Source organism: Paenibacillus rigui, assembly GCF_002234615.1.
In the GTDB taxonomy this organism is placed as follows: Bacteria; Bacillota; Bacilli; order Paenibacillales; family NBRC-103111; genus Paenibacillus_S; species Paenibacillus_S rigui.
The window spans coordinates 1-21,169 of record NZ_NMQW01000046.1; the positions used below are offsets into that span (position 1 = coordinate 1).

Here is a 21,169-nt window from a genome sequence, read left to right on the forward strand (position 1 = left end):
GCTGGCGCAGGGCAGCGTGGAGTCGGCGCATATCGCGGCAGGAGCGATTGGCAGCGCGGAGCTGAGCGAAGGCTCGGTAGGAGCGGAGCAGCTGCAGGACGGAGCGGTGACGGGAGCGAAGCTGGCGCAGGGCAGCGTGGAATCGGCGCATATCGCGGCAGGAGCGATTGGCAGCGAGGAGCTGGGCGAAGGTGCAGTCGGCCCGGAACAGCTGCAGGATGGAGCTGTCACCGGAGCGAAGCTGGCGGCAGGAGCGGTTCATGCAGGGCATGTAGCTCTGGGGACGATCCAAAGCGACCATTTGGGAGCGGAGGTCATCGGCACAGCGAAGCTGCAGGATCAATCCGTAACGGGAGCGAAGCTGGCGGCCGCTTCGGTAGAGAGCCGACATTTGGCGGTAGAGGCCATCGGCACAGCGAAGCTGCAGGATCAGTCCGTGACGGGAGTGAAGCTGGCATCGGGCGCCGTAGAAGAACGCCATTTGGCGGTAGAGTCGGTCGATACCTCGAAGCTGAGGGAGCGTTCCATCACGGGCTCGAAGCTGGCGGTAGGTACGATCGGCACCGAGCATTTGACTAACGATTCAATCGATGGGCTGCATATTAAGAAGGAGTCCATCTCCGGTTATCACCTGCTGCCCGGAAGCATTTCCGCACTGCATCTGGAGCCTGGCTTGCTCGAGCAGCTGCAAAATCTGCCTGTTCCTTCGAAGCTGGAAGATGCTGAGCCGGAGGATGCCGAGCTGGAACAGCAGGCAGTGACGGAAGCTTCGGAAGTGCAGCCAGAGGCACAGGCTCAGCGGTTTCCTGAGGAGCTGCCGGATGAGTCGGTACAATCCCGGCATATCGCAGAGGGAGCTGTGACATCGAAGCATCTCTCCTTCAATCCGGTGCAATCGCCGCTAGCTTCCCCAACGGTGCAGCAATTTGGGCTGGTCCCGTTCCAGCTGAGGGTGGAGGAGGAGTTTATCGAGCTTTTGATTCAGTTCGACCAGCCCTTTGCCGACGATAATTATGCGGTTGTGGCGATGACGAATCAATCGGCTTGCTACGCTGCAGTGCTGGAGAAGCAGAACGATTGTGCACTTATTGAGGTTGTGCGGAGCAAATATTCACCGGAGCTGCAAGGGGTACTGAACTGGATTGCGATAGGTGCATTGGAAATGCAATGAACTGAATAAACCGGTAGAGCCGTCTTTGAAAAAAGGCGGCTTCTGTTCGTGCGGGAGCCGTTCTCGGCTTTGTTGAATAGGGCTTCATCTTATAGCAGCTTATTTTTCATTTTTAAAATATCGTTTACTCGTAAAAAATATACTTTTCAAATCATTAAGGTCATGGTATATTTCTTATAGAATTATTTCCTATGCGAAATATATAAGGGTAAAAGACTTCAGTGTTGAAGTGCCTTAACAAACGCATGCCATCTGGAAAGCTGGCGAAGCTGTTTATCCTTGTCATGAAGGGGGAGTACATAGAAGAATGGAGCACGCCTGCCCGTTATACGGCACGGATGTTGGAACTACGCCAAAAGCCTAGTTCTTTTGCTGCTTTGGGCCTGCATTGCGGTCAATTGTTATGCTACGACTCTGTTGTCCCATAACCTATGTTATGGTATATTTTTAACTATTAATATTTCGCTTGCGAAATAAAGTGGAGGCGGACAAATCATGAGTCGTGCAATGCAAATTGGTCATTCCATTCGAAAACTGACGAAAATTTTTAATGTGATTATGAGCAAGGATTTGAAGGAGCTGGGCTTGACGACACCACAGATTGCAGCCTTGGGTCAAGTGTATTTCGGGCCTAAGACGATTGGGCAAATTTCGGAGCATACCCAGCTTTCTTATAGTACGGTATCGGGCATTATCGACCGGCTGGAGCGGGACGGGTGGCTGGAACGGGTTCGTGACGAGGATGACCGGCGCATTGTTTGGATTAAGAAAACGGAGAAAATTGAAGGCTTAAAAGAAAAATTGCACTTTTTCCAAGAGAGCTTTTATGAAAAATTACTTGCAGATTTAAGCTCGGAAGAGCTGGATACGATCATCCGTTCCTTGGAGCTGCTGACTTCATACTTGGAAAATAAAGAAGGCTGAGGAGATTCTATGAAGAAGAAACAAGTACTTTATCTCATCCTTGCTGCGGCTATTATTGTCGCAGGGGGTGGGGGCTATTGGTTCTGGTATCAATCGCACTATTTCATTAAATCCGAGGATTCCCGTGTGGCGGGTGATATCTACAGAGTGATGCCGCGTATTTCCGCGAAAATGACGGCTCTGCAGGTGGAAGAAGGAGACACGGTGCTTGCCGATCAAATCGTTGCACAGCAGGACAGCACGAATCTGGCGACCAGCGTATTGGATCAAGCGTCGCTGCGTTCCCCGATCAGCGGAACCATCATCAAGACGATGGCCAAAGCCGGCGAGGTCGTATCTCCGGGGCAAACCGTTGCCATGGTGGTTGACAAGAAAAAGCTGTACCTGAACGCAAACATTGAAGAAGGCGACATTAACCGCGTCAAGGTAGGTCAGCCGGTTGAATTTACCGTCGATACGTTCCCGGGCGTTACGCTGATGGGGAAGGTGCAGGAAATCGGCGAAGCAACGGCATCGACGTTCTCTCTGCTTCCTGCGACGAATACGAGCGGCAACTTTACTAAAGTAACACAGCGCGTTCCCATTAAAATTTCGATTGATGATCAAGAAGGGCTTTCGTTAGCTCCCGGTATGAGTACAATCATCAAAATTCATTTGAAAGGATAGGGACGAACACCATGAGAACAAAGAAAAAAACATGGATCCCTGCGATCCTTTCATTAGTCGTTATTACAGCATTGTCCGGCTGTGGAGGAACGGCGGCGCCAAAAGCAGCTGCAGCCGAATTGCCGGTGAAAGCCATCAAGATCGGTCAAAGCAGCGGTTCCGGCTTGAGCGGGAAAGTCATCCCGGATCAAGAGGTGAAGATTGTTGCCAAAACTTCAGGCAAGGTGTCCGAAATGAAAGCCAATGAAGGCGATATGGTCAAAAAAGGCGATGTCATCATTCAGCTGGAAACGGATGACCTTACACAGCAAGTAAAGCAGGCGGAGGCGGGTGTGATCGCTGCCCAGGCGAAGCTCGCCGATACCCAGGCAGGAGCTAGAAGCCAGGAAATTCAAGGCTTGGAAAGCGCCGTACAGCAGGCTCAAGGTGCAGCGGATCAAGCCAAGGCATCTGCCGATTCGTCGAAGGCCTCATTTGATTTGGCCCAAAAAACCTACAACAAGCTTCGCAACCTGTACGATACGAATGCTTCCGTAACAAAAGAGGATATGGATAAAGGGACGACGGAGTACGAAAAAGCGCAGGCGGCCTACCAGTCGGCCCTGGCTCTGCAGCAATCGGCTGCGGCTCAAGTATCTGCGGCGAAATCGAAGCTGGATTTGGCTCGGAGCGGGGCGACAGGCAATACGATTGAAGCACTGCAGGCGGATGTGAACCGTCTGAATGCCAGCCTGGAGCTTGCCAACAATGCTCTTACCAATGCGACGATCGTGGCTCCGATGGATGGCGTCATTGTGAAGAAAAGTATTTCCGTTGGCGAAATGGCACAGCCGGGGGTTGCCTTGGTGACCCTGGTGAAGATGGATCAGGTTCAAATTGAGCTCAGTGTACCGGATACCTTGATCGGTTCATTGAAGGCAGGTACGGATGTGGATGTCAAGGTAAGCAATGTACCGGACAAAACCTTCCCGGGCAAAATTAATTTTGTTTCCCCTGTATCCAATACGAATACCAGTACATTCCCTGTAAAAGTAACGGCTGCGAATCCCGACGGTCTTCTGTTGGCCGGTATGACGGCTGAGGTTCATTTGAAGGATTCCAAGCAAGGCGGACTTGAAATCCCGAAATCCGCTATTGTCAAAAAAGATAACAAAACCATCGTCTATATCGTGCAAGACCAGACTGCCAAGGCTGTAGAAGTGAGTGTAGAAGACAAGAATGCGGACTGGGCCTATATGAAAGACAATGCTTCGATTAAGTCAGGACAGCAATTGATAATTAATCCTTCGGAAGCATTGACGGACGGCAGTAAAGTGAAAGTCGAATAGGGGGAGATCACGTGGCTGACGATGCTCAACAAGCTCAAGCTCCCACAGGAAAAGGGGAAGCCGATAAAAAGGAAAATAATTTCTGGCTTCCTCTGATTGCCATCATTATGGCGACTTTCGTCTCCGTACTCAGCAGCAGCTTGGCGAACGTAGCGCTTCCGAAGCTGGCAACGGTGTTCGGCGTGCCCACAACAACCATTCAGTGGGTCAGCACAGGCTTTATGCTCGCCTCTGCGGTAGTGATTCCGATGAGCGGCTTTCTCGTCGGAAGATTCGGCAGCAAGCGGCTGCTGCTGCTTTCCGTTATCGGCTTTACCATTGGCTCATTGCTGTGCGGATTTGCGTGGAACGATTCCAGTCTTATCGCTTTCCGTATTTTTCAAGGGCTAGCCGGCGGATTTATTATGCCCGTCGGGATGGCGGTTATGTATACTATCGTGCCTCGGGAGCAGATTGGCTCGGCGATGGGGGTATGGGGTGTTGCGGCGATGGTCGCTCCGGCCCTTGGACCGACGCTCGGCGGATATATCGTCGAATATTTCAGCTGGAGACTGCTCTTCTTCGTCAATGTGCCAATCGGCGTATTGGCTGCAATTCTATGCTTTGCGCTGTTGAAGGAGAGCCCGACAAACAAAAACTTGAAATTCGATATCCCTGGCGCTATCCTTTCGATCGTGTTCTTCGGCTCACTGCTGCTGGCATTGAGTAAAGGACAGACCGAAGGCTGGGGTTCGTTATTTATCGTGACCTTGTTCTATATTGCAGGCACCAGCTTTGCTCTGCTGCTCTGGGTGGAGCTGACAAAGAAAGGTCCCCTGCTGGATTTATCCTTATTTAAAAATGTGCGCTTCTCATCCAGTACGCTGATTTCCGGCCTTCTTATGATGGCAATGATGGGCGGGACGTACCTGATGCCGATTTATTTGCAGAATGCCCAGGGCATGACTGCACTGGATTCGGGGATTTTGCTGCTGCCCCAATCGGTAGCCATGGCGCTGATGATGCCGCTAAGCGGAAAGCTGGCGCAAAAGTTCGGCCTCGTGCCGCTTGCCCTTATCGGACTATCCGTGCTTGGCGTGACGACTTATGAGCTTCATCGGCTCGCAGGAGATACATCCCATCTTTGGATTAACGTATTGCTTACGATTCGGGGAACCGCTATTGGAATGTGTATGATGCCGATTACGAGCTCGGGTCTAGCGTCAATTCCGAAGCAGCATATTAATGATGCCTCTCCTTTGTCGAACGTATTTCGCCAGGTCATGTCTACGATGGGGATTGCTATTCTGACCTCTATCATGAGCAGCCGTCAAACGTTCCATTACACAAGAATTGCGGAAAATGTTCCTTCCACCTCCGAGCCGGCGACCCAGCTGATTTCGCAGCTGACCGGGCTGCTGGCTCAGGGCGGGGTGGATACGGCTACTGCTACAGGCAGTGCCACTTCGACGATTGCGGGATTGATGGCGAAGGAAGCGCTGGTTCGCGGTATCGCAGATACCTTTTTCGTTTCCTCGATTCCGGCGTTTATTTGTATCCCGCTCATGTTTTTGCTGATGGAGAAGAAGAAGCCGAAGGAACAGCCGGTTGAGCAGGCGAAACCAGCCCCTGGTACAGGGACGGCCTCCGTTGAATCGCAGGGAGGTCCTGCGGCAGGTCCGGGAATGAAGGGGCCTGAGCCAGTAAAAGTATAAATAGATAGATTAATCGATTTATGCTGAATAGGTGGGAGACAACAATATATGTATAAAATGTGGGGAAAAACGGCGCTGGCGCTATCGCTGGCTTTATCGTCTGCATCCATATACGCAGGCTCCGTAGGGGCAGAGCAGCCAGGATACGTGGCCGAGGCGAAGGCTCCGGGATACCAGGCGTTGACGGATGCACTGCAGGTGCAGGTTAAAAGTGTACTCAATGAGCGGACTTCAGACAGCGTCAAAATCGGCGTGGTCATTCGATTGAAAAACGACAGCAATGAAACGAAGCGGGTTCCGGACTACGAGCTGCGGGTGAGGACGGAAGACGGAGCCGTGTACACTCTGCTGCCCAGTGCGGGCAATATCCGTTCTGCACTGCCTCAATCCGAGAATGAACTGAGCTACCTCGTCAAGCTGGAGCATAAAAAAACGATCCGTTTGACGGAGCTGCAATGGATTGATGTCGATTGGAACGTCTATCCGAAAGCGGAAACGGTTGTCTTGACTACACCTGTATCCGGGCAGGCCTGGGCCGGAGCGGATGCCGTCATCCAGGACCCGGCTTCGATCAAGCAGTGGGGAGAAGCTTTTACCATTGCAGCAAGCAGCCTTCCGCTGACCTATACTCCCGTAGATCTAAGCAAGCAGTATGACGGTCAGAAAACAAATTATGTTGTCAAAATGCTTGTGGAGAATACAGGCGATTCGACGGAAACCGTACCGGAGCTTATTCTTGAGGGCAAAGATGGAACCACGTCGTTCCAAGGTCCGCGTGTGGAACAGAAGAGCGTGACGATCGAGCCCAAGGAGAAGAAGTATATTCATTTCGCCATCGGAACGGATCCGGATTCCGTACTCAAAACGATTCGCGTGTTGACACCGGAAAGCTTCGCCATCACAGATGCGAAAGGCCAAAGCGTTCCATTCCAATACAATATCGGCCGCATCGAATTGGTTTTGCCGGAAGCAGGGCTGCCTGTCTCGCAGATTCAACCGGTGGATTATACAGTGAAGAACGCGATTTCCTTCGATCCGTTGAATGCGTTGATCAATCCTGACGTCGCCATCTCTTTAGTGGACGTGACGATGAATGAAAGTCAGGGTGTCGGCTATAAAACGGCTGTGGCCAAGTTCAAGCTGACCAATACGAGCACATCGCCGATTCCGGTTCCCATATTCGGCACCGAATTGGATACACCGCAAGGCATCAGCTATGCTGGAAGCCGTCAGGTAAGCGGGCTTAAGCAATTGATGCCTAATCTGACGCAGGTCATAAGCTATGCATTCATTATTCCCAGCTCCGAGCAGGGGGATCATCTGGTACTGAAGCTTTCCGATCCTCAGACGGCAGCCCCGTTTAAATCGACGATTGCCGCTCTGAATGTTGCGGTAACGCCCGAGCCTCAGCCGAAGACGGGAATGGGCGATGTGCTGTCCTTCTATCCGTTTGAAGTAAAGGTGGACAGCTGGTCTATTGGGGCCACAACGAGCATCGTGACAGCTGCGAATACGCAATTAACTTACGGTTATAAGCTCAAGCTTCATTTAGATGTCACACAAACCGACAATGTCGTGGTGGATCAGGATTTTTCCAAAATGAAAGCGGCTCTGGTGGATAGCGCCGGACGCACGGTTGCGGAGCAAAATCTGTCCTTTACCCAAAGCGGCGGTGTGAATCAGGTTGTTAGCGGTGAACTCAACATCCGCTTCGATAATGTGAAAGCAGAGCAGCAGGACAACAATATGACGCTTCGGCTTTACGAGTCTGTAAACACCGAATTCGGCGAAGCCAAGCGGCTTTTGGCTGTATATAAATAATACACAGCAGGTGAGCATCCCGCGTTTTCTTCTTTGAGGAGAGCGCGGGTTTTCACTGCTTGACCCCATGGAGGCGAAGCGAATATGCTGACAAGCCGAGTGATCGAACAATTGGAAGTAACCTTACAGCACGTGATGCGAAAAATGGTTCATTACAACAAAATGATGGACAACAGCTTTTCCGGTTCACAGGTCAGCGCGTTGGAAACGATTCTGGCCAAGCAGCCCCTGAAGGTATCCGAGCTTGCCGAGGAGCTGTCTCTTTCCTCAAGCGCAGTGACCTTGTTGTGCGACAAGCTCATAGAGAACGGATATGTGAGAAGGGAGCGGATTCAGGACGATCGTCGAGTTGTTTGTATGCTGATTACAGAGCAGGGGAAGGAAGTGCTCGAGGCTCTGCAATGCAAGGAGCGGGACTTGGTTGCGCAATGGCTGTCCGGGATTGATGTACATGAGCTTCGGGGGCTTAACGAAACCTTAATGAAAATCAGGGACAATGCGAGGAAATATAAAAATTAGCCCCTATTCCTTCACATTTTATTCACAAAGTACCCTCAAAAAAGGATTCACAACTAACTTTGATTGTGATATATTTCGTGTAGAAACTATTTAGCGAGAAGTATTTCCTGAGCTAAAAATTTTTACATAAATATTTCTCGTACGAAATAGTAAAGACAGATAGTGGGAATGGAGAGAAACAAAATGAGAAAAAACCAACTGGCAAGAAAAACAATTACCGGAGGCGTAGCCTGTGCGTTACTGCTGGGCAGCTTCGCGGCAGCAGGAAGCTTCAATCAACAAGCGTACGCAGCGGAAGCGGTGCAAATCTCGGCAGCCTACAGCTCTTCACCATTGATTTCGCAGCATCTTAACAGCATTGTACGTGATACGGCTTGGTTAGCTGATAAAGAGGAAGCTGTCATCTATGCAGCACTGGCCAAAGGTCAAACATTGGCTGAAGCATCAGGCTTGACCGCTGCGGAATTAAACGACAAGCTGACGGCGCTTTTGAATGAAGACATTGCACACTTGTACGAAGATTCAGATGCCCCTGCGTCTGAAGTCGATGCGTTAAAGACTCAAGGCGCTGAAGCCATTGCTTCCGCCGTTTCCGAAAAAGGCTTTAAACCGGCTGCTCCTGTAGCTGCGGTAGACTTGAAGGCTCTGGTTCAGGATCAATTGAAGCTTGCTGTTTCAACAGCCGCTGCGATTTCCGATCAGGAGACAAGCGACATTGAGTCCCGTGTTCAAGCAGGTCAATCGCTTGCTGAAGCCTCCGGACTTTCCCAAGGCGACCTGGCTGGCAAGCTGACTGCCCAATTGAATCAGGCCATAGATAATGCAGTGAACAACAAACATGTTGCTCCAAGTGTCGTTCAGGCGGCCAAAGCGCAAGGCGCGCTCCTGATTGCAGAGGTTGTTGCGCACGGCACTTCCGGCTCTTCGGTGACAGGTTCCTCCAGTGTGACGGCTGCAGTATACGAAGCCGTATACGGAAGAATTGACCGCATTGTAGCGGATGCTTCCCTGATCGCAGACAAAGATTATATTGATGTAACGGATGTGCTGCAAGCCGGCGGTACGTTGGTTCAGGCAACAGGCTTGTCCGAAAGCGGACTGTACGATGCGTTGGTTCAATTAATGGATGCTGATATTCAACAAGCGGCCAACAAGGCTTCTATCGCAGCCGACGCTTTAAGCCAGGCTCAAACGGAAGCACATCAACAAATTCAAACCATTATTCATACCGCAGGTTATACGGCAACCGCCAATAAACAATCTGTTGAAGAACTTAAGGCGAAGGTACAAGACCAGCTGAAGCTTGCTGCTTCCGAAGCGGCTACTTTAGCGGACAAGGAATTGTATGAAGTGGAGGATGCGCTGAAGCAAGGCGCAGGCTTGGCGGACGCAGCCGGACTTAGCGCTTCCGAGCTAACACAAAAGCTGACAGCCTCCTTGAATCAATTCATCGATGCGAATGCCGCTAACCTGGATGCAGAAGCAGTGGCTCAAATCAAGCAAGATGCGGCTAATGCCATCAGCACTTTGGTTCAATCCGGTATTCAACAATAATATTATGCAATGATACGAAAGCGGGAGCTGTCTAAAGGACGGCTCCCGTTTTTGTATCCACGCCAGAATTTATACAATTTCGGGGCTGCGGACAGCGGCCGGAACCCCATACCTGACTCCCTCCCCACGCTCAAACAATGAAACCCTTTGCAATAAAAATGCATACTTTTGATTGAAAAAGTCAATGAAAAACCATATAATAGCGTCATAATCCGGGATATGCCCGAGCGGTTGGAGTGAGTTGTATGAGTGATCAGGAATTATCCAAGGGTGAAGAGCGCCGCAATAAAATAATGAACGTACTAAAGACGCAGGGACGCATTACAATACAAGAAATGATGGAGAAATTTCATTGTTCGGAAGCTACGGCTCGCCGTGATCTTGATTATTTGGTCCGGACCGAAGCGATCATAAGGACCATCGGCGGCGCCCAATTTGAAGGCATAGCGGGCATGAGAGAAGTTTCCTTTGATGAGAAGAAACAGCTTCTCTGGGTGGAGAAAGAAGCGATTGCTCTGAAGGCCGCAGCTTTAATCGAAGAAGGAGACGTTATAGGCCTGACTGGGGGAACCACAACCTATTTGATTGCCAAGGCGATTAAGTCCCGCCGAAATATAACAGTCGTTACCAACGCTGTCAATATAGCCATGGAGCTGGCGGACAGCGACGGGGTTCAGGTGGTTTTGACGGGCGGGGTGCTGCGTAAAAACAGCTTTGAGCTGTGCGGCCCTCTCGCGGAAAAGATTGTCGAGGACTTGAACATCGGCAAAATGTTCATGGGCGCCGACGGCTTTGCTCTCGAGCAGGGAGTGACGACTTATTCCGAGCTGGAAGCGCAGATTGCCAAACTGCTGATCAAGCGGTCTGCCCAAACCATTGCGGTCATCGACCATTCGAAGATGGGGAAAGCGTCTTTATTCGGTATTGTCCCTCTGACCGCTCTGGACGGCTGTATTACGGATGCCGTGCTGGCACCGGAGCTGGAGGCCGCACTGAAGGCAGCGAACGTAGCTTTATATGTAGCCGAGAGGGCCGGCTTTTCATCATAGCATAGACGAGGCAACAGGGAGCGGAGGAGAAGAGGCATGGGATTGCTGATTGGAATGGATATTGGGGGCACGAACATTGTGTGCGGCCTTGTGGACGAAGAAGGCCGTCTGATGAACAAAATCAAGAAGACGACAGAGGCTCATAAAGGAAGCGAGTACGTTTTTGATAAAATACAAAGCATGATCAAGGAGCTGCTCCAATTATCCGATGTGCCGCTTACGGATATTTCCGCTATCGGAGCAGGAACGCCGGGCTTTATCGACCCGGTTCGCGGAGTCACTTTGTTCGCGGGCAATCTGAAATGGAAGGATGTCCCGACGGCGGAGGAAATTCGCAAACGGACTGGGATTCCCGCTTTTATCGACAACGACGTCCGGATGTATGCGTACGGGGAGGCGGTGCGCGGTGCGGCGCAGGGTTATGAGCATGTGTTAGGCATTACGATCGGCACCGGGCTGGCAGCGGCGGTTGTCAACAACGGAGAGCTTTACTATGGCGGAGGCTATATGGCCGGGGAGATCGGTCACTTTACTTTCCCGGAGCACATTCCTTATGTGTGCGGCTGCGGCATGACAGGATGCCTGGAAACCGTCGCTTCGGCGACCGGCATGGCCCGACAGGCTAAGGACCTCCTTCGCGGGGGCCGAGTGAGCGTATTGCAGGAATGGTTCAAGGACACCTCTATCGATCATCTTACCGCGGCAGATGTGTCCAGAGCGTATGATCTGGGCGACCCTGTAGCTGTGGAAGTGATGAACCACACCGGTCGTTTGTTGGGCAGAGGGCTGGCCTATGCGGTTACCATGTACAGCCCGGATATGATTGTTATTGGCGGAGGCGGGGCATTAGCGGGCGAACGCCTGTTTGCTCCAATGAGAGAGCAGTTGAAGCAATCGGTATACAGCGGCTACTGGGAGAGACTTGCCATTGCAACAGCGCAAAATATCGATGATGCGGGCATTATCGGCAGTGCTCTATCGGCCGGAAAACGAGCTGCGACGAGGTAGACTCGGGGTCCGGTAAAACGCAGCGGAGTCGGTGGAATCGCTGCGGAGAAGCGTGAGGCAGCGGTTGGGGGAACGTTCTGCCCGCGCAGCAGGCACGTATTCACCGGACATATAGGAACAAATACCCATAGTGAAAGAAGCCTTCTGCTATATCAGAGAGGCTTCTTCTTTTTTGTCGGCGCGGAGGCGGACTTTTTCGTCTAATTTTATGGACGACCTTTTGCGACATATAGTATAGTATGGATAGGTAATTTTATCTAGGGTGACTCAAATCTACATTTTACTTAAAAATCGTGTAATAAGTATCAATTGAATATGAATTAACTCCTATGTTTACTAACACTTTACTAACATTTGATTGGAAACAGGTGGTTCAGAAGATGTACAAAGTTCTGCTTATTGAAGACGATAATATGGTCGGCGATATGTCTACAATGTATTTATCGGAAGAAGGTTACGCTGTAAAAAGAGCCGCCAACGGTAAAGAGGGAATGCTGCAGCTGGAGCAATTTCAGCCGGATCTGATCATATTGGACATCGTGCTGCCTGACGTAAACGGAATTGATCTCTGCATGGAGCTGCGTAAGGTTTCTCCTGTTCCTATTCTTGCTGTCTCTATGAGAACGGACGTGCTGGACAGGGTGGATGCTTTGGTCGCCGGAGCGGACGATTATTTGTGCAAGCCGTTCAGCATGCGCGAGCTGACGGCCCGGGTAGCTGCATTGCTTCGCCGTACGCATATGAACCCTCAGGATTATGCTTATCAGTCGATGCCGCTTCTGAAGCTGATGGAGGATGGGGATCCCGTTACGCTTGATTATGAACGGAGAGCTATTTTTGTCAATCAACAATTTGTGGAAACGACGTACTCGGAGTTTGAAATTATGAAGCTTTTTGTCGTAAATAAAGAGAAGGTATTTAGCAGAGACGAGCTGATTAATGCTCTGCGGGGGATCGATTCGTTCGTGAACGACCGGTCCATTGATGTACATATAGCCAATCTGCGCAAAAAAATCGAACACGATCCGAAAGAACCGAAATTGATTAAGACGGTGTGGGGAATCGGTTACAAATATATGGGTGGCAGCTCTTAAGAGGGAAACTTCTTAAGAGTTTTTATTTGGGGCAAGAATTGATGGGAGGCAGCTTATGAAAACGCGGTCGTTGCGATTTAAAATGATGGTATTTGTATTCATCATTACCAGCATTTCGTTCATATTGGTTGGCGTCACCAACTATGAATCCGCTAAGTATTTGATCAGCGATTCACTGAAGGATAATGCGAATGCCAAAATTTCAACGCGGGCCTATAATTTATCCGTATGGATTCAGAACCGGATGGCCGAGGTCGAGGTCATGAGCCGTACGGAGAAGGTGCGTTTCGGGAGGGACGAGGACCGTCTCCAATATTTGCAAAAGGAGATGGAACGAAGTCCGGGCAATTTCGATTGGATCGGATTCGCCGATCTAGCAGGGAATTTAAAGCTGACTATCGGAAAGCAAATGAACATAAGCCAGGAGCCGGCTTTTGCCGAAGCATTGAAAGGAAGAAGCGTACTGTCGGATGCATTCCGCGGGCAGGCTACGCACGACATGCTGTTTACCATTCAGGTACCGGTTTACGATGATTCCAACAAGGTGATCGGGCTTGTCAATGCGTCGATTCGGGTGGAGACGGCCTTTCAGCAGTATACCAATTTCAAGGTGGGCCAGAAGGATACGATTCTGCTGTTCACGCAAAACGGCCAAATTATTTACCATCCGGATCCTCTATCCATCGGTAACAGCAATATTAATGATAACGACTCCATTCTGAAAGAGCTGGCCGGGGATATGCTGCGCAATAAACAAGGCTCCGGTGTAGCAGGTGAAGGCAAAGGGGAGCAGCAGGTTTTTTATTCGGAGGTGGCAGGCACCCCTTGGACGATGGTGCTCGAGGTTCCGGTGACGGAATTCGAGAAACCGCTTGCCTCACTTCTGTGGAAAACGGTATTGACGATTATGGCGACGGAGCTCGTCATGATCTGGCTGCTGATCGTATCCTTCAACCGGGAGATCAAAAGAATCCGGGATATCGTATCGGTTACGGAAAAGGTGGCGGAAGGGCATTTTGACCTGAACCCGATATCGATCGAGCATCATGATGAGATTGGGGCTTTGGCGCTCTCGGTGAACGGGATGATGTCCCATTTGAAGGAAATGTTCGAGCGGCTGGAGGCGATTATTAATCAAAATGATTTTGCGATGATGTCGCTCGATGAAAACTATAAAATTAACTATTTCAGCCGAAACGCTGAGAAAATGCTGGGATATAAGGCGGAGGAGCTGCTGTACAAGAAGGATCCCTCCTTTTTCGTCGCACCGGAGGAGCTTGCTCAGGCGGCGCAGGAGCTGTCCGAGCAATTAGGCCGAACCATCCCTCCGGATATTTCTGTATTTAAAGAACTAAGACAGCTGCATTTTACGTACGACAGAGAGTGGACTTTTGTTCGCAAGGATGGGACGCGCTTTCCGGTTGCTCACAATACGAACGGGCTTCGCGACCGGAACGGCGGCTTTATCGGGGTCGTCAGCATCTCACGCGACATTACCCATCATAAGAGGGTGCAGCAGGAGCTTATTCAGGCCAAGCAGGAGGCGGAGGAGGCCAATATGGCCAAAGGGCATTTTCTTGCCCGGATGAGCCATGAAATCCGCACGCCGCTTAACGGGATTATCGGGTTGTCCCAGCTGATGCAAAAGACGGAGTTGTCGGAAATTCAGGCGGATTACATGCGGAAAGTCGTATCCTCCTCGCGCGCACTGCTGCGTATCATTAATGACATCCTTGACTTTTCCAAGGTCGAGGCCGGTAAGCTGGAGCTGGATCAGGTGGTGTTCCATCCGGAGAAAATTATGAACCGGTTATCGGAGCTGCTGAGCGTATTTATGGGCGGGAAGGAGCATTTTGAAGTTATTATCGAAACCCCCGCGTCCGTTCCCGACGCCTTGATCGGCGATCCCATCCGGCTGCAGCAAATATTGCTGAACCTGTCCAACAATGCGATCAAATTTACGGAAAGAGGGTATGTGCGCATCACGCTGGAGGTTGTGGACGAACAGGCCGATTCGGTAAAGCTTCGATTTGCGGTCAAGGATACCGGTATCGGCATTTCGAAGGAACAGCTAAGCAAGCTGTTCCAGCCATTCACCCAGGCTGATGGCTCTACAAGCCGTAAGTATGGGGGGACGGGCTTGGGGCTTGTTATCTCGGACAGTCTGATCCAGATGATGGGGGGGCAGCTGGAGGTGGCAAGCAAGCCGGGAGAGGGAAGTTTGTTTGAATTTGTCCTTCCGTTCCGGCGCTCTCCGCAATCCCATGCGGTCGAGCATACGATGAGGCAGCAGTACCAGCGGCTGCCGGTCTGGATTGTGGAAGACGATGATACGATGAGAGCGCACCTGACGGGAGTGCTGGAATCCTTTGCGCTTGTTCCGACGCATACGCTGTCTTCGTGGAAGGAAGCGGCCTCGATTTTGCTGGAGGAGGAGCGGATAGCGCCCGAAGGTGGGAAGCCTTGCCGGATTGCGATGCTGGATATGGAGATGTCCGATATGTACGGGCCGGAGACATGGATTCATTTTCAGCAGGCCGCCAAAGCAGCGGGGATGATTACTGTCGTCATGACGACGGCCTACGGGCGGGATGAGATGCTCGGAATGCCGCCGGAGGACAGGCCGGATGGCATTATCGTGAAGCCGTTCAGCCGGCTCGGCTTGTTCCAATCGCTGGAAGCCGTGCTGTCGCGCAGCCGATTGGCGAATGAGGAGGACCCGACGCTGGTGAAGAGCTCCCCTCGCCAGGCATCGGCATCCGTCCACAGCGATACGGGCAAACGCATATTGCTGGCGGAGGACCACGAAATTAACCAGCAGGTTGCCGTAGAAATGTTAACCGCCCAGGGCTACAGGGTCGAAGTCGCCAAGAACGGCAAAGAGGCTTTGCTGAAGCTGCAGCAGAGCGCATGGGATCTGGTGCTGATGGATATCCATATGCCGGAGATGGACGGCATCGAAGCGACACGCATCATCCGAAGCGATTCCCGCTATCGGAAGCTTCCGATCATTGCAATGACGGCGAACGTGATGAAAGCGGATCATGAACAATATTTGCGGATCGGGATGAACGACATCATTACAAAGCCGTTGGAGAGTGAGCCGATGTTTGCCACGATCCGGAAATGGGCGGGAGAAGCGGAGCCGAACGCGAGCTTGCTGCGAAACGGCGGCCAGAACGGTTTAGCGATAAGCGCCCCGGTCCGGCTCCCTTCTCTGCCGGGAATGGACGTCTCCAAGGCGATGGCTCGGGTGAATGGGAAAACAACCATTCTGATGAAAATGCTTCACACCTTCGAGCAGGATTACAATGACTTTACGGCCCAGCTTCATGCGGCGCTGGAGGAAGGAAGAATGGAGGACGCGAGACGTCTCGTGCACACGCTCAAAGGCGCCGCCGGCAGCTTGTCTGCAGCGGGACTTTATGAAGCGGCAGCGAAGATGGAGGACGCGCTGGCGGCTGCAGTGCCCGATGAGAAGGCAGACAGCAAGGCCTCCTCCGGGGACATGGAGCCAACAGGAAGTCGGGAGCTGGACCAAGCCATGGACGTAATTGAGGCATGCCTGCAGGAGCTGCTGACCGCGATTCATCCCTTATTTGATTAGCGGATCGGAGAGAAGGGCTAACACTTTGTTAACAATTGGTTCGAGAAACAGCGGGAACAAGATAGAAGGATCGAATCCTGTCGAAACTTGACGTCGAAAGTGACATTGCAAAGAAATTTAATACGAATTTCATACCGATCCATCAATTTACTGCACAGTTTGTTGCCATAATACATTTCGAACCCTGACAGCATGTACATTCGTACACCGGTCAAACGGAGCAGACTTTCACCATCCATCCAGGGCTCTTTTCAAAGTTCATGATGAGGGAGGATTTTGCTTTGGAGGTTGTGAAAGTCATCGTTCAGCTTGCCAATCATACGTCACTGCTCATTGTATCTGTCTTTGCGGTGAACCGGTTGTCTGTTCATACACCGCATTGGCCCATACTTTGGAGACGGATGGGCACTGCGGCGATTTATGGCATAACGCTGCTGCTCATCGTACTCGGATGGTTGTTTATTCAGCAAGAGCCCGACATGCAGACCCTGCTTCAGGCAGGCGTCTGCACCGTTCTGGGATGTTTACTTATATACCCATGGCTTCACACGACGGCAGGGTCATGGAAAAAAGGCCCTTCGGGGCCGTCACCGGATACAGAAGCGGTATTGGACACAGGTGACGACTTCTCTTGCTCCGACCGCTTGGCGCAAGAGCTGAGAGGAGCGTTGGACCGGGGCGAGCTGATGCTGCATTACCAGCCTCAGTTCTCGACGGAATCCCGGCATATCAGGGGCTTCGAGGCGCTGCTTCGCTGGCATCATCCCAAGCTGGGCTTTATTCCGCCGGATGCTTTTATTCCGATTGCCGAACAAACGGGGCTGATCGTGCCGATAGGCGAGTGGGTTTTGCGCGAAGCCTGTACAACGAACCGTCTCCTTCAGGAGGCGGGGGTTGAGCCGTTTGTGATGTGCGTCAACATTTCGGCGGTGCAGCTGCAGGCTCCTTTTTTTGCAGAACATGTTCTGAGCATCTTGAAGGAGACGGGGCATTCCCCGGAGCAGCTGGAACTGGAAATAACGGAGAGCAAGCTGATCGACTCCTGGGAAACCGCGCTTCACGCGTTGAACCTTCTGCATACACAGCGAGTCCGGATCGCATTGGACGATTTTGGAACGGGGTACTCCTCGCTCAGCTATTTGAGAAGGCTGCCCATTCATTTGGTGAAAATAGACCGTTCCTTCGTCGAGGATATGCTTCATTCCTCCAAGGAGAAGGCCTTGGTCGAATCGATTATTTTGCTTGCGCGCAGCGTAGGCATTGACGTATTGGCCGAAGGCATCGAGACGGAAGCGCAGCTTGAATGCCTCCGTCGCATGTGCTGCGATTGTGTGCAGGGCTACCTGCTGGGCAAACCGATGGATCGTGAGGTATTATGGAGTTACATGCAAAGGTATAGGCAGGAGCAGTTTAACCCGGTCACTTGATATGGTGCGGGCGACTCTCCGGCCGTACAATTTGTAAAGGGGGGAAATCATGCGGGCGTTTCTTTATGATTATTTGACACTGAAAAAAAGAATCTTCATTATATTCTTATTCAGCTCGCTGATTCCTTTTATCAGTATCGGGCTGATTTCTTATTATACGATTTATTCGCTGCTGACCAACAAAATTCAAAGCGGCATCCAAAGCAATTTGAAGCAGGTGGAGCTTTCTCTGGAGAATACGATCAGCAATCTGAACCATGTGTCACAGCAGCTGGCTTTTCAGGGGACAGTCGGGAAAAAGCTGGATCAGCTGCTGGGTGCAAACCAGCCGTTCGAGAGGTCCTATATTGCCGATGAGCTGAAAAATGAGCTGAGTCTCGTTACGTTTACGAACCCGTCCATTGGACTGACGATGTATTATTTTAAACAGGACGGAAGCTATATATTTGAAAATTCCGGCGTCAAAAGTAATTTTTCACTGGATACGATGCCTCTGCTGGCGCAATATTACGGCATTTCGTATTACGGGCCGCATATCAGCAACAACCGGTTCGATAACCAGTATGTGCTGTCGGCCTTGAGAAAGGTGGACCTGCCGGAGCGGGATGATGTATATGTTTATATTGAAAGCGGTTTCCGCCTGACGCAAAATATTTTGAACAACAATCAGTTTGGAGGTACCGTATCCCACCTTATTCTGGATAATGACGGCCGTATCGCCTACAGCGAAGTGACGGATGCGTTTCCGCGGGATTCGCTCTTTTCCTCCTTTGCGGGAGGGGAGAAGTCGGGCAGTCTTCATGGCTATTTGTGGTTTAAAGAGACAAGCAACCAGGGCTGGAGCGTCATTTCCATTATCCCGAAGGTGGATTACAATAAAGAAATGAACCGCTGGTTCGTCCAGATCCTGCTCATTGCCCTGCTGTTCGTAGCGATCAGCCTGCTGCTGGCGTGGCTATTATGGAAAATGGTGTACCGGCCGTTGAACAATTTCAATAAAGAAATCAAGCTGCTCGCCCAAAGCAATGCTCAGCCGGGGCTGGTGCGGACCAAAATCCCTGAGTTTGATTATTTGCTCCATCAATTCAGAGAAATGAAAGAGCAAATCTGGGATTTGTTCGCCGAAGTGGAGCAGAAGGAGAAGCGCAGAGTCGACTTGGAGGTAGAGAAGCTGCGCTATCAGATTAATCCGCATTTTTTGATGAACACGCTCGATACGGTGCACTGGCTTGCTGTGATGAACGGTCAAAGTGAAATAGACCGGCTCATTCTGTCGCTGAATAAGCTGCTGTATTACAATCTGGGCAAGCTTGGCGAAATCGCAACGATGGAGGAGGAAATTGACGCGCTTCAGCAGTATTTGACTTTGCAGCAAATCCGGTATGATTTTCAGTTCGATGTGAAAATTGAGGTGGAGGAGGCGGTGCTGAAGATGCCGATTCCCCGGTTTTTGCTGCAGCCGCTTGTAGAGAATGCCCTTTACCACGGGTTAAACGATGAAGGCTTCATTCGGGTGAATGTTGCCAGATTGCAGAGCTGCATTGAAATATCGATCCGTGATAACGGAACCGGCATGTCCGAGGAAACGATTCAAAGCCTGCTCAATAGCCAGAAGGTAGAATCCCGCAAGGTGGGCATGGGGATCGGGATGAATTATGTGAAAAGAATGATCGAGACCCACTATGGCAACGATGCGGAGCTTCGCATTGACAGTGTGATGGGGCAAGGGACCACCGTCTTCTTAAACCTGCCCATCAGGGAGGAAATATAACGTATGATCAAAGTTCTTGTAGTTGATGACGATAAGCTGGTCCGCAAAGGGCTGATTTCCGCGATGCCCTGGAGCGATTTCGGGATGGAGGTTGTCGGGGAGGCCAATAACGGGGAGAAGGCGCTGGACTTTCTGCAGTCGAATGCAGTGGACCTGCTGCTTACCGATCTCGCCATGCCGGTCATGTCGGGTATCGAGCTGATGCGGGTGGTGCGTAAAAGCTACCCTCACATTCATATGGTCGTGCTGACGCTGCATCAGGATTTTGAATATGTGCAGGAGGCGCTTCGGTTAGGAGCGATCGATTATATTGCGAAGGTGCAGCTGGAGAAGGAGCGTTTCGAAGAGGTGCTCGAACGCATTATTCACCGGATCCAGCAGGATCATCGCCAGCAGGGATCCGGGGTGCAGACGCATGCCGATGGCATTGAGCCGGGCGATGCTGTGCAGGAGCAAGGAGGTTATACCGCGGATCGAGGGTATGCTTTTGTTACCTTGGACAGCGAGCTGGACGGCAGCTGGCTCGGCAAATGGTCGGATGCGTCGGGTCCTATCGTGGAGGTCGATCTGAACTTGTGGCTGTGGGTTGCTTCGAACGAGGGAGTAAGCGAATTTCCGTTGGAGGCTTTCAAGCGGCAGCAGGCAGCACAGCTGGAGGGCTGGGCCCTTGTGGAGCTGGAAGGGCTCAGTGGCATGCAGCCTAAGGACGTGCATCGCGCATTAAGAGAATACAGGGAGAAGGAGCTGTTTTACGAGTACGCTCCCCGTCACGAGCTGATCCGGTTGTCGTTAAACCGGGATGCGGAACCGAAACCCGCAGCGTCAGAGGAAGGGCTGGCGGATTGGAAGGCGCAGTGGCTTTCCTATGACTGGATTCATCAAGAGGAGCAATTCGTTTCGCTGCTGGAGAAGCTGAAGCGGCTTCGGCTGCCCCAGGCCAAATTGTTCGGGCTCGTGTACTCCCTATTCGATGATTGGAACCGCGTGTTCCATCATGTAAGTGAGATGAGGCTGCCGGCTTCGTTTCATTATTGGTTTCAGACGGCAGCCTGGTATGAATCGGTACGAGACATGATTCGGGGGCAAATGGATAAAACCTCCTATTCCCAGGAGGTCATTCATTCCATCATGAAGGCGTTGACGATGATTCATGAAGCGTTGGACCAGCAGCTTACCGCAGCCGACTTGGCCAAGAGAGTCTCGATGAGCCGCAGCTATTTCAGCCAATGCTTTAAAGATATTGCAGGCAAAACATTCAACGATTATTTGCGGCAGGCCCGCGTGGATAAAGCGAAGCAGTATTTGCTGCATACGAATAAAACCATTATATGGATAGCGGAGAATACTGGCTATTCCGACGAGAAATATTTTAGCCGGACGTTTCGTGAGCTGACCGGCATGCTGCCAAGCGAGTTTCGCACAGCCAACCGGGAAGGTAGACCGTTGTCTTCCAAGTAGGGGGACAATTGTTAGCCGGCTCAGGTTCAAGCTGCAGAGCCCCGGGCAGCTCCGGTCATTATTCCCCCTATACTCGTA

15 protein-coding genes are annotated in these 21,169 nt (G+C 51.3%); all 15 read left to right on the plus strand.

Translation table 11 applies throughout. The annotated features are described in order from the left end of the window. A partial coding sequence (locus CF651_RS25380; RefSeq protein ID WP_179232992.1) for a WIAG-tail domain occupies nucleotides 1-1,171 on the plus strand: 1,171 nt, incomplete at its 5' end. Nucleotides 1,172-1,666: 495 nt separating this feature from the next. After that, nucleotides 1,667-2,095: a MarR family winged helix-turn-helix transcriptional regulator gene (locus CF651_RS25385; RefSeq protein WP_094017675.1), complete on the plus strand. Its 429-nt coding sequence runs from the start codon at nucleotides 1,667-1,669 to the stop codon at nucleotides 2,093-2,095. A 9-nt stretch (nucleotides 2,096-2,104) separates the two neighbouring features. Next, nucleotides 2,105-2,761, plus strand: a complete 657-nt coding sequence (locus tag CF651_RS25390; protein ID WP_094017676.1) for an HlyD family secretion protein — start codon at nucleotides 2,105-2,107, stop codon at nucleotides 2,759-2,761. An 11-nt stretch (nucleotides 2,762-2,772) separates the two neighbouring features. Further along, a complete protein-coding gene (locus CF651_RS25395) occupies nucleotides 2,773-4,089 on the plus strand; it encodes an efflux RND transporter periplasmic adaptor subunit (protein WP_094017677.1) in 1,317 nt (438 codons plus the stop codon). Between the two features lie 11 nt (nucleotides 4,090-4,100). Then, nucleotides 4,101-5,783 (plus strand): DHA2 family efflux MFS transporter permease subunit, encoded by a 1,683-nt coding sequence (locus tag CF651_RS25400; RefSeq protein WP_342746615.1) that lies wholly within the window; start codon nucleotides 4,101-4,103, stop codon nucleotides 5,781-5,783. Nucleotides 5,784-5,831: 48 nt separating this feature from the next. Beyond that, a complete protein-coding gene (locus CF651_RS25405; RefSeq protein ID WP_094017678.1) occupies nucleotides 5,832-7,604 on the plus strand; it encodes a hypothetical protein in 1,773 nt (590 codons plus the stop codon). Nucleotides 7,605-7,688: 84 nt separating this feature from the next. Then, nucleotides 7,689-8,123 carry a MarR family winged helix-turn-helix transcriptional regulator gene (locus tag CF651_RS25410; protein ID WP_094017679.1) on the plus strand — a complete coding sequence of 145 codons (435 nt, stop codon included), beginning with the start codon at nucleotides 7,689-7,691 and terminating at the stop codon, nucleotides 8,121-8,123. Between the two features lie 183 nt (nucleotides 8,124-8,306). Continuing rightward, complete coding sequence (locus CF651_RS25415) at nucleotides 8,307-9,677, plus strand: hypothetical protein (RefSeq protein ID WP_094017680.1); 1,371 nt, start codon at nucleotides 8,307-8,309, stop codon at nucleotides 9,675-9,677. 245 nt (nucleotides 9,678-9,922) lie between these two features. Beyond that, nucleotides 9,923-10,726: a DeoR/GlpR family DNA-binding transcription regulator gene (locus CF651_RS25420; RefSeq protein WP_094017681.1), complete on the plus strand. Its 804-nt coding sequence runs from the start codon at nucleotides 9,923-9,925 to the stop codon at nucleotides 10,724-10,726. Nucleotides 10,727-10,762: 36 nt separating this feature from the next. Beyond that, a complete protein-coding gene (locus CF651_RS25425; protein ID WP_094017682.1) occupies nucleotides 10,763-11,734 on the plus strand; it encodes an ROK family protein in 972 nt (323 codons plus the stop codon). Nucleotides 11,735-12,114: 380 nt separating this feature from the next. Beyond that, nucleotides 12,115-12,828 carry a response regulator transcription factor gene (locus CF651_RS25430; RefSeq protein ID WP_094017683.1) on the plus strand — a complete coding sequence of 238 codons (714 nt, stop codon included), beginning with the start codon at nucleotides 12,115-12,117 and terminating at the stop codon, nucleotides 12,826-12,828. Between the two features lie 55 nt (nucleotides 12,829-12,883). Then, nucleotides 12,884-16,435 carry a response regulator gene (locus tag CF651_RS25435; protein ID WP_094017684.1) on the plus strand — a complete coding sequence of 1,184 codons (3,552 nt, stop codon included), beginning with the start codon at nucleotides 12,884-12,886 and terminating at the stop codon, nucleotides 16,433-16,435. A 290-nt stretch (nucleotides 16,436-16,725) separates the two neighbouring features. After that, nucleotides 16,726-17,862, plus strand: a complete 1,137-nt coding sequence (locus tag CF651_RS25440; RefSeq protein ID WP_245856156.1) for a putative bifunctional diguanylate cyclase/phosphodiesterase — start codon at nucleotides 16,726-16,728, stop codon at nucleotides 17,860-17,862. A 49-nt stretch (nucleotides 17,863-17,911) separates the two neighbouring features. Beyond that, nucleotides 17,912-19,633 carry a sensor histidine kinase gene (locus CF651_RS25445; protein ID WP_245856152.1) on the plus strand — a complete coding sequence of 574 codons (1,722 nt, stop codon included), beginning with the start codon at nucleotides 17,912-17,914 and terminating at the stop codon, nucleotides 19,631-19,633. Nucleotides 19,634-19,636: 3 nt separating this feature from the next. Further along, nucleotides 19,637-21,091, plus strand: coding sequence for a response regulator (locus CF651_RS25450; protein WP_094017686.1), 1,455 nt, complete (start codon nucleotides 19,637-19,639; stop codon nucleotides 21,089-21,091). The last annotated feature ends 78 nt before the right edge of the window (nucleotides 21,092-21,169 follow it).